This window comes from Coxiella-like endosymbiont of Rhipicephalus sanguineus (assembly GCF_018687865.1).
Genome location: NZ_NIQB01000051.1, coordinates 1 through 10314 on the forward strand (window position 1 = coordinate 1; position 10314 = coordinate 10314).

Sequence of the window (10314 nt, forward strand, 5' to 3'; positions counted from 1 at the left end):
TGCTCCCGGAAACGAACGAACATTATTTGGGAAAAATCACCCGTTAAGACTTGATTCCAGTGCCATATCCAATAAGACTTGATTCCAGTGCCATATCCAACTAATGTATTTTTCCGCTTGCTCTGCCCAAAAATTTTCTGGATCTTGGATCGATTTTTGATAGAGAGTTTGATATTCATCGAAAGAAATTGGCACAGTGCTCGAATGGAAACAATCATGAAATATCTGAGACATTCATTTTCCTCTAATTGAATCTATATTGATCATCAAGCTTATTTTAAAATTTCATTTAGAACTTCTGAAACATGGCCTTCTACTTTAACCTTGGACCAAATAGCGGAAATGTTACCCTTTTCATCAATAAGAAAGGTGGTACGTTCAATTCCTCTATATTTCTTTCCAAAACGATTTTTATCAACCATAACACCGTATCGTTCACATATAGCACCTTCTTTATCCGACAATAAAGAAAAGGGTAAATTATATTTTTTTTAAAAGATTGATGGGTTTTAACGCTATCTTTTGAAATACCAAGAACCGTTGCTCCTGCCTTAATTAAATCAGACCATACATCACGAAATCCACAGGCTTCTTTTGTACATCCTGGAGTGTCATCCTTAGGATAAAAGTACAAAATAATTTTTTTTCCCTTCAGATTTTTAAGCGACAAAAATTCTCCTTCATCAGTTTGCAAAGTAAAATTCGGAGGCGGTTGTCCAATCTCAATAGGCATTTTAGTCTCATCTCACGAAATAAACTCAAAGTCAATTTACAATAGACGGTTCCATATCGCAAGTTATTAAACTGAATTTGTCAATTCGAAAGCATCAATTATTTTTTCAGCCAAAATTTGATTTTTTCCTACTCATTTCTTCATACTTGGAAATTAAATTCCGAAACGAATCTGTTTCAATATATTCAACGATATAACACTTGCCTTGATTTAAAATCCTATAAATATTTCTCTTATTAAATTGGGATATACCTGAATCTAAAAAAAATCAAACACATAATTTTTTTTGCTGTTAATAATTTTTTCACGTGGGAAATTTTGAGATAAATTACTTAACTTTTTTAACAATTAAGAAGATCTTCAGAAAAAGTACTCACCACTACCCTCACAAAAACTTGATAATAATATTCCTGTCTGTCTTTAGTAGTACTTCTTATATTTTGAAGCTGAATTTTCACATGAGTGTGTTGTTGCACATTATTATCGTTATAAGTATCGATGCCCACCCTCTGCCTACAAAATAAGCCGTACTAAAATCCTTTTGGATCTTTCAAAGAGGAAGGATAGCCTTACCTTAAATTGATACTCCGGGTTAGAATAGGTCTTCCATTGGGGATTTAAGCAAAAAGGAGCATACAGAAAAAAAGCATACAGGCCATCATCCAAATTTTTATTATTGTTCTCCTCTTTTAACTTCTGCTACTAAAACAGGCTTAAAGAAATAGAAAAAATAGCCAACAGAATTGCTGAGATACTACTCCAGTTGACAAATCCTTTTGGTAAATCCTTAATTATTTCATATAATTATAGAAAAAACATAGCCAAGCCAAATCTTTGAATTACGTTCACCGCCTAAATTCGAGGAGCTGTATGTTATTCGGTAATTCGGTAATTCAGTAATAAGATTTATCTGTCTACTTTAGAAAAAAGAAAATTTGAAGTTCGTCCATGAAAAGTTCGTCCATGAATTAAATAATAACTTTTCGATTATGTCATACTAGTTTAAAGAGCCTTACGAATCATACATGGAGCTAGAAGATCTGCATATTAAACACATTCATGATCAATCTAAAAGGCATTTTATTATTAAAGAGAAAGCAGATCTTAAAGTTGGACTGGTGGAGTTAATGAAAATTAATTTTATTCATTGACGTTGCGAATTTTCCATAATTATTTCACTAAGTCAAGAAGGGAAGCTATGCAACGGAAGCTAGGCAACTTGCGATAAAATATTCATTCAATGTCCTTAATTTACATAAAATTTATCTTTTGGCCAATCTATTCCGCCCTGGTATGGTATCAATTGATAATAAGAAGATGGGAGCGAAGGCGCTAGACTTACATTTAAGTGGCTATAAATAAAGAAAAATTTATGAAACCGATCCAAAATTTTTTTGGTGGTAGTGAATAACATAATAAGTACATTATAACAAAAAAAATGCCGATTGAGCTCAGGTCAGCTCTGAACTCAATCGGCGTTGAATGAAGAACCGCTACCAACGAAATTAAAGAGAGCTTTTCTTACGTGAACGCCCGATTTTTTTTCAGCTTTAACGGACTTCGTAATGTTTTTTTTGCGTTTTGCTCTGGTTTTCATTGGTGTTTTTTTCTTCAACATCGTATCTCGTCTTTTTGCCAATTTTTTACTTGATTTTCTTACCTTTTCTGATTCCTTTTTAACTTTTGCTTCAGCTTTTTTCAATCGCACCTTTAATTTTTTTACTGCCATTTCAGCTTTCTGAAGAGCAGTTGATTTTGTGGATTTTCTCATCTTACCTCCTTACTCTACCATTTCTTTTAATCGCTTGAGCGGTCGGATTTTAACAACATTTCGCGCTGGCTTAGCCTTAAAAGTCATCGGTTCACCCGTAAATGGATTAATTCCTTTACGCGCTTTTGTTGCTGCTTTCCGCTTAACGACACATTTAGCTAGTCCTGGAATAACAAATTCTCCTACCCCACCTTTTTTAAGATGAGCCTGTGCTAAATCAGCCAATGCCTCAAATACCCGGGTCACTTGTCTTTTAGTAAGATCCGTTATTTCAGCTACGTGAGCAAATACTTGAGTTTTTGTCATCCGATTTTTGACGGTTGATATTCTTGTTGTTCTGGATTTTCCAGATTTAGATTTTCGAGAAGTTTGTTTTTTTATTACCATGATTTTTTTCCTTTTAATAGAGTAGGAACAACAAATTGTAAGTAAATTTAAAAAAAAAAGGAAGTATATTTTTATTAATTCTGATTCGAATAATAAATTATAATCATAACAATAATCCTAAAATGGACATTTTCATCAAATGAGGGATCATCATACTTAAAAAATTAAAAATATAATTTTTTTAAATATAAAATATCAATCTGTAATACATAAATTTTAAAAATAAAAAAAAGAATTAAATAGCTTACTCTAAAAATAGCTTACTCTATGAGTCCACCTGAATCTCTCAAAAATTTTACAAAAACTAGACACTTTAAACCACGAAGGTCGATGAGAAGTCTTTATTTTATTGAATCCCACGCAGTATAGTTAAGTTAACTTGCCACAATTGAGGTTAAACTTCTTAAATAAGCTGCCGTATCGCGCCATGATCTATTACTATAATCAAAATAAAGAATTATGAAGACCTAGTATGATTTTCCGGGATCGGAAAAATGCTGGGAAATGGCTCGCCAAAGTGCTAGGAAACTATTCGAGGCGCCCCAATACCTTAATTTTCGCTTCACTTCGAGGCCGGCGTGCTGGTTGCATTTGAAATTTCATGAGAAACAATCCAAAATAAGCCAAGCAGGAGAAAATTCTAAAAGAGCGAGATTTACGTTATCGTGGTCACCGCCCTGCTCCCAATATCTTAAAGATAAAATAATAATTTTAATCGACAACGGTATCGCAACAGGCGCTACTATGCGGATTGCAATTAAGGTTCTCCAAAAACTGGATTGTCAGCGTCTAATTATCGCGCCCCGGTTGCTCCGGAATCGACTATTTAGGAATTAAGCGCGGAAATGGATGAAGTAGTAAAGTAGTATTGCGCCTAGAACTCTCGAGCCCTTTTCGCTATTGGCAATTGGTATAAAGCATTTATTCAGACTTCCGACGAAGAAGTCTAAACCTTACCGGCAGAAGCAAACGCAAAATAGACAAATTTGAAGATTTAGCGATTAAACCTGGAGAAAATTGAAATGATTCTAATTCAAACTTTTAAAACAACGGTAGATGCTTATAGTGCAAAGGCTCTATTAGAAAACCACGGTATTTGTTTCCAGCTAAGAGACGATTTAATCTCCAGAAACTATCCACTAGGCAAAATTGGGCAGTTTGTGGATGAAAAAAATGCTACACTAACTCCGGTGACGTGCTCACAAATAGCATGGGTGAGAATCACCGGTATTAATTAAGGAAGGTATTTCATGCCTCAGAAAAAAGAGAAAGAGTTTAATTTTGAAAAAGCACTCGATCAATTAACCGAACTCGTCGAAATTATGGAACAAGGGAGTCTACCTCTCGAGGAATCTCTTAAAAAATTTGAAATTGGAGTCAATCTCATCCGCAACTGCCAACTCGTGTTGACAGAAGCTGAACAAAAAAGTCAAACTCCTAATTTCTCGGCAAGGAAAGGACGTATTAGTCCCATTTTAAACTGATTCTGATACCTAACCTCATAAATCTTGCTTTTTGCGTCAACAAATACACTGATAAATGCCCTCTTCATTGAATTAACCATATTTACCCTAAATGCTCTCTCGTACCTTTTTCACGGGTGACAAAATAAGCTTCATCACTTAAAAGTTCCGGCCATTGTGCTTTGGTTTTTTAACTTTTCCCATTGTTTGGTCTCCGTTTAATATGGCTCACTGGGATTAAGACTTCTTGCTCTTGATCGCTTTGGAAGGAAGTAACCTCAGACCCTAAAGCATGACCATAAATGACTTCAATCGTTGCGGGAATGGCGCGATTTTCGTCTCGCCATTTTCATAAGCTTTCAGCATTTGATGCCACTGGTTTCTTCCCATTAATCCTCGAGATCGATCCTGAGCAGCATTATGTGCACCTATAGCTTTTAAATCCGCCATCAGCTGAAGAACTGAAGAATAACGCACGCTCAAGTATTCCATATCCATAACCGGATCAACAAAATGCAAATGGATAAGCATATCCCCAATATCATGCATGTCGTAGAAAGTATGGACATGCCGTTTCTTATCGGAAAAGCTCGCTCGTAATTCCTTCAATGTATTAGGTCCCACAGTACTAAATAACAAAAGTCCTCCTGGTCGCAAAATTCGTTGACATTCTTGCAAAGTTTTCTGAAGGTCAAAAGACCACTGAAATGTTAAATTAGAAAAAATCAAATCGACAGACTGATCCATAAACGGTAGAAGAGTATATTCCCCCACTACCATTTTCGATGGCGCCTCCGAAAACCATCCTTAGCTTGATTTAACACATCCTTAGCTTGATTTAACAAAGATACAGAAAAATGGAAGCTAATAATGTTAGCCTTCTTATAGCGCTTTAATAACGCTCTTGTGGTATGTCCCATTCGAGAACCGAAATCTACTACCCGCAAAGGGTTGAGACGAATGAAATCCAGCCGTTCTAAAAGCCGATCAGCGATGGCGCCAGGTATTTCTGCTGCTCCTTCTCCGTAAGTCTTAGCAGCAGCCTCCAGAGCTTTTGCTACAGCTCGGGAATCAATACTAAAGGGTTCTTGTTTCACAATCCCTATTTTAGGCTTTTTATTCTAGATTAAAACCCTGTTAAAGACAGATCTGACCCATTCAGCAAGCAGATTTGAAGGAAAATTCTATGACACAAATATCTCTTTAAAATTTACTGTATTGAAGGAGCTTTTAACTAAGAGCCTAATACCCCAACCAACTTTTTTTCCAGTGTAAAACTTATGAGGTATTCTATGCACCAGCTTATCGATTGGCTATTTCCACAAAAGAGAGCTGCCTTGGAATTTAAATTCATTTGACGGCCAATCCTTAACTTTATCTCGCTACGCTAATCCTATTGATCGTTTAATTTCCAAGTTGAAATTCAACCAAAAAATTTTGTAGGCCTATTTTCTCTACGTACTTTAATTGTTAATTCCTGTGACTTTGCACAAAAAGCGTCTGCAAGAATGAGGTTTTAATCAATCCTTAGAAATCGTCAGGGCAATCTCCAAATGATTAAAAATCTGGCTCGATTTTCGAAGCATTAATTGAATCGAGAATACTAAACCACAAAGTGAATTGTCTACATCACAGCGCATTAAAAACGTCAAAAACGCCTTTGTTCTGAAAAAAATCATTTTCAGCCAAGCATATTTCTGTCTTAAATGATGTGATGATAACGGAAAGTATGATTAATGAAATTGTCCGGGTCTTAAGAAATAACGGCGGCAACGTAGAAAAAATTGAAATTTGGTGTTGTGCCAAGACCTAATAATATATCAATTATGTATATCAATTATGTTTTGTCACTGAGTTACCTTTTTAGGTAGACTACACACCTGCGGCGCTAATCCAGCATTTTTCCCGCTTGGGGGGGGAGATAGAGTGAGAGAAAATTTTTTAGGAATGAGTGCTTATTTCCTTTTAGGAGGAATTAAATCCGTAATAGTCCCTTCAAACATTTCACAAGCCATCATTATTGTTTCCGATAAAGTTGGATGAGGATGAATGGTAAGCGCCACATCTTCCGCATCACAACTCATTTCAATAGCTAAGGCTATTTCAGAAATTAAATCACCTGCATTTACACCAACGACCCCCCCCCCCAATCACTGTGCCATTTCCATCGAAAAGCAATTTAGTAAAACCCTCACTGCGACCTAAGGATAAAGCACGACCACTAGCCGCCCAAGGAAATACTCCCTTCTCGTACTTAATCCCTTCCTTTTTTGCCTCGTTTTCCGTCAACCCAACCCAGGCTACTTCTGGATCTGTATAGGCTACGGCTGGAATGCAACGAGCATCGTTGTAATGTTTCTTACCGGCTATTACTTCAGCTGCTAACCGACCTTCATAGGTTGCCTTATGGGCTAACATGGGTTGGCCAACGACATCACCAACAGCATAAATATGCGAAACATTCGTTCGCATCTGGTTATCCACCGCAATAAATCCTCTGTCGTCAACTTTAACTCCCGCTTTTCCTGCATCAATCAATTTACCATTGGGACTACGGCCTACTGCCACCAAAATGTGGTCGTATTTTTTCGGTTGCTTAGGAGCCTTTTCACCTTCAAAAGAGACATATAATCCATCTTCTTTAGCTTCTACTTTTTTTACACTGGTTTTCAATAAAATTTCATTATAGCATTTCTGAATGCGTTGGTAGAGGGGCTTCACTACATCTGCGTCTGCTCCAGGAATAATCTGATCCATTCGCTCTACTATGCTAATCTTACCGCCCAATGCGTGGTAAATCGTGGCCATTTCTAAGCCGATAATGCCACCCCCTATTACCAATAAATGACCTTCCACCTCTTCTAGTTCTAGCGCATCTGTGGAATCCATTGCTCGCGGGTCGTCAGGAATAAAGGGAAGTTTTACGGGCTGTGAGCCTACGGCAATAATTGCTTGCTCAAAGCGAATAACTGTTTTTTCTTTATTATCGATAGATAATTCATTGAAGGAAGTGAATTTTCCATAACCCGTAATAATTTCGACCTTGCGCTGCTTCGCCATCATTTTTAGTCCGCTTGTTAACTTTTTAACAATACCTTCTTTCCATTCATGAATTTTACTTATGTCTAATTTAGGTTTGCTAAAATCCACACCAAAAGACGCTATATCGTAAGCATCATCAATGACTTTAGCCACATGCAATAAAGCTTTTGAGGGAATGCACCCCATATTTAAACAAACGCCACCGATTGTCTCATATTGTTCTACTAAAACGACCGTTTTTCCCAAATCAGCGACCCGAAATGCTGCTGCGTACCCTCCAGGTCCGCTTCCTAACACCACAACATCAGTTTTAATTTCTTTTGCCATCTTTCCTCTCGTTTTTATCAGTTATTAAAGCATCTACTCCTTTTCTTATCTTTCCCCTAATTTATAAGAGAAGCCAGCAGCTACAATAATAGCGTTCTAATATCGGATAAACGTTCAGCCAAATAAACAATAAACCGTGCTCCATCAGCACCGTCAATGACACGGTGATCGTAAGATAAACTCAAGGGCAACATTAGTCGGATCTTACAATCACCACTTTTAGAACAGACGGATTTCGATTGCATTTGCGAAACTCCTAAAATTGCTACTTCAGGCGCATTGATGATTGGCGTAAAAGCTGTGCCCCCGATTCCTCCCAAACTGGAAATACTAAAACAACCGCCTTGCATGTCATTCAAACTTAGGCCTTTGGTACAGGCTTTTTCACTAATTTCGCCTAGTTCTTTAGCCAGTTCGAATAATCCCTTTTTATCCGCGTCCCGAATAACGGGAACCACTAATCCTTCAGGAGTATCAACCGCCACACCGATATGAAAATATTTTTTTAAAATCAAATATTTCTCCGAGGCGTCTAACGACGCATTAAAATGGGGGAATCTTTTAAGTGCATTAACTACTGCTTTTATAATGAACACTAAGGGAGTCAATCGAAGCTTATTTTTCTCTGCATAAGATTTTTGACTTTGACGAAATGCTTCAAGCTCAGAGATATCTGCTTCTCCAAATTGAGTTACATGAGGAACAGTCATCCAATTACGAGTGAGATTAACGCCTGTAGCTTTTTTAATTTTAGATAAAGCTTTTTCTTCAATAGTACCAAATTTGGAAAAATCAATTTTGGGTGCGGGAGGGAACGGTAACCCTTCACTCCCTTTTTTTTCCGCAATTTTTAATTGCTGCTTTACGTATTGCTGAACATCCTCTTTGAGGATACGATCCTTCTGACCAGTTCCTTTAATTTTAGTTAAATTGACACTAAATTCACACGCGATTCGACGAACACCAGGTCCCGCATGAACAGCAGTACCAAAACCTTCGCCTTCGGAAACCTCTATTTCAGTTTTTTCTTCTGGTTTTGCTTTCTTTTCTTTGGGATATTCTTTTACTTCTTTTTCCTCGGATCTTTCTTTCTCAGCTTCTTTTTCGTCCTCTTTTTTTTCTTTTTTCCCTTTGTCTTCTTTTTCGCCCTTCTTCACCTCGATAGTTAAAATTTCATCTCCTTCTTTAACTTTGTCCCCAACTTTTACTTTAATGTCTTTAATCGTACCAGCTAAAGGTGAGGGAACATCCATCGAAGCTTTATTGCCTTCCAAAGTAATTAAACCATCTTCTTTTGCTACTCGATCACCGGGTTTTACTAATAATTCAATGACGTCAACTTCGGACACTCCACCCAGGTCCGGTACAGAAATTTTTTCTATCGAATTTGCCACCATCTTCCCCTTTTTATCTTGTCCACGGATCAGGTCGATTCGGATCAATTCCTAGTTTCTGTATGGCATTTATGAGTTGACCCATTTCAAATTCACCTTGGTTCGTTAGCGCCTTCAATGCTGTATACGCAATCATCTTGGCATCTACTTCAAAAAAATCCCGCAAGACAGATCGAGTATCACTACGACCAAAGCCATCAGTTCCTAACACATAATAAGGGTTTTTAATTGCCTGGCGAATTTGATTTGCCTGTAATTTCATATAATCGGTAGCAGCAATCACTGGACCTTTTCGATCATTAAAACACTCTTCTACATAACTTCTTTTCGAAGTTTCTTGAGGATGCAAACGATTATAACGATCTACAGATTCGATATCATGACGCAATAAATTAAAACCAGGAACGCTCCAAACATCCGCAGCTACATTAAATTGCCGCTCTAAAATTTCGGCAGCTGCAATAACTTCAAGTAAAATAGCTCCCGATCCCAACAATTGGACGCACTGGGGCAATTTTCTATTGCCTTCCTTAAACAAATACATCCCTTTGATAATTCCTTTTTCAACTCCTTCGGGCATCGGCGGATGTTGATAACTTTCATTCATGAGTGTGATATAATAAAATATGTTTTCTTTGTCTTGATACATCCGGCGCAAACCATCTTGAATAATTACAGCCAGCTCATAACCAAAAGCAGGATCATACGCCCTGCAGGTGGGTACCATACTGAACATCAATAAATTATGTGAATCTTGATGCTGCAATCCTTCACCCGCCAAGGTAGTTTTACCTCCCAATCCTCCTAAAATAAAACCTCGTGATTGCATATCCGCAGCCGCCCACACTAAATCACCCACACGTTGATAACCGAACATCGCGTAATACACGTAAAAAGGAATTAGAGGACAATTATTATTAGCGAATGAGGTAGCAGCAGCGATCCAACTGGACATAGCACCTGCTTCTGAAATACCCTGCTGCAATATTTGTCCAGATTGATGTTCACGATAATAAACTAATTTCTTTTCATCTTCCGGAGTGTATTTTTGCCCTTCTACCGCATAGATACCCGTTTGTCTAAACAACCCTTCTAATCCCAACGTTCGAGCTTCATCGGCTACGATTGGAACAAGCCGTTCTTTGATATTTTCATCCCTGAACAACAATCCCATAATTCGAGAAAACGCTGCCCCGG

General features: G+C 37.4%; 8 protein-coding genes and 2 pseudogenes. 1 reads left to right on the forward strand and 9 read right to left on the reverse strand.

What is annotated here, in order from left to right:
• Positions 1 to 36: 36 nt before the first annotated feature.
• From B1F79_RS03080 to B1F79_RS03100, 4 genes and pseudogenes are all read right to left on the reverse strand, one after another.
• Positions 37 to 234: an acetyl-coenzyme A synthetase N-terminal domain-containing protein gene (locus tag B1F79_RS03080; protein WP_372443121.1), complete on the reverse strand. Its 198-nt coding sequence runs from the start codon at positions 232 to 234 to the stop codon at positions 37 to 39.
• A 38-nt stretch (positions 235 to 272) separates the two neighbouring features.
• Positions 273 to 733 (reverse strand): annotated as a pseudogene (gene bcp, locus B1F79_RS06900) (thioredoxin-dependent thiol peroxidase).
• A 1468-nt stretch (positions 734 to 2201) separates the two neighbouring features.
• Positions 2202 to 2504, reverse strand: coding sequence for a hypothetical protein (locus tag B1F79_RS03095; protein WP_251365955.1), 303 nt, complete (start codon positions 2502 to 2504; stop codon positions 2202 to 2204).
• Positions 2505 to 2513: 9 nt separating this feature from the next.
• Positions 2514 to 2891: an HU family DNA-binding protein gene (locus tag B1F79_RS03100; protein ID WP_048875476.1), complete on the reverse strand. Its 378-nt coding sequence runs from the start codon at positions 2889 to 2891 to the stop codon at positions 2514 to 2516.
• A 1250-nt stretch (positions 2892 to 4141) separates the two neighbouring features.
• Between B1F79_RS03100 and xseB the strand changes: the two genes are divergently transcribed.
• A complete protein-coding gene (xseB, locus tag B1F79_RS03105) occupies positions 4142 to 4375 on the forward strand; it encodes an exodeoxyribonuclease VII small subunit (protein WP_251365956.1) in 234 nt (77 codons plus the stop codon).
• Positions 4376 to 4639: 264 nt separating this feature from the next.
• Here xseB and B1F79_RS03110 read toward each other — a convergent pair whose 3' ends face one another.
• The 5 genes and pseudogenes from B1F79_RS03110 to B1F79_RS03130 all read right to left on the reverse strand — a co-directional run.
• Complete coding sequence (locus B1F79_RS03110; RefSeq protein WP_251365957.1) at positions 4640 to 5101, reverse strand: methyltransferase domain-containing protein; 462 nt, start codon at positions 5099 to 5101, stop codon at positions 4640 to 4642.
• A 26-nt stretch (positions 5102 to 5127) separates the two neighbouring features.
• The gene (locus tag B1F79_RS03115; RefSeq protein WP_251365958.1) at positions 5128 to 5451 is read right to left on the reverse strand and encodes a hypothetical protein; all 324 of its coding nucleotides are present in this window, start codon (positions 5449 to 5451) and stop codon (positions 5128 to 5130) included.
• An 858-nt stretch (positions 5452 to 6309) separates the two neighbouring features.
• Positions 6310 to 7723: pseudogene (gene lpdA / locus B1F79_RS03120) on the reverse strand (dihydrolipoyl dehydrogenase).
• Between the two features lie 80 nt (positions 7724 to 7803).
• Positions 7804 to 9117: a 2-oxo acid dehydrogenase subunit E2 gene (locus B1F79_RS03125; RefSeq protein WP_251365959.1), complete on the reverse strand. Its 1314-nt coding sequence runs from the start codon at positions 9115 to 9117 to the stop codon at positions 7804 to 7806.
• A 13-nt stretch (positions 9118 to 9130) separates the two neighbouring features.
• Positions 9131 to 10314 (reverse strand): transketolase-like TK C-terminal-containing protein (locus B1F79_RS03130; RefSeq protein ID WP_443652030.1); only part of this gene is annotated, 1184 nt, incomplete at its 5' end.

Excerpts from the sequence above, each read along its gene's own strand:
- B1F79_RS03080 (WP_372443121.1), bottom strand. The coding sequence starts at position 234 with ATGTCTCAGATATTTCATGATTGTTTCCATTCGAGCACTGTGCCAATT.
- B1F79_RS03095 (WP_251365955.1), bottom strand. The coding sequence starts at position 2,504 with ATGAGAAAATCCACAAAATCAACTGCTCTTCAGAAAGCTGAAATGGCA.
- B1F79_RS03100 (WP_048875476.1), bottom strand. The coding sequence starts at position 2,891 with ATGGTAATAAAAAAACAAACTTCTCGAAAATCTAAATCTGGAAAATCC.
- xseB (WP_251365956.1), top strand. The coding sequence starts at position 4,142 with ATGCCTCAGAAAAAAGAGAAAGAGTTTAATTTTGAAAAAGCACTCGAT.
- B1F79_RS03110 (WP_251365957.1), bottom strand. The coding sequence starts at position 5,101 with ATGGATCAGTCTGTCGATTTGATTTTTTCTAATTTAACATTTCAGTGG.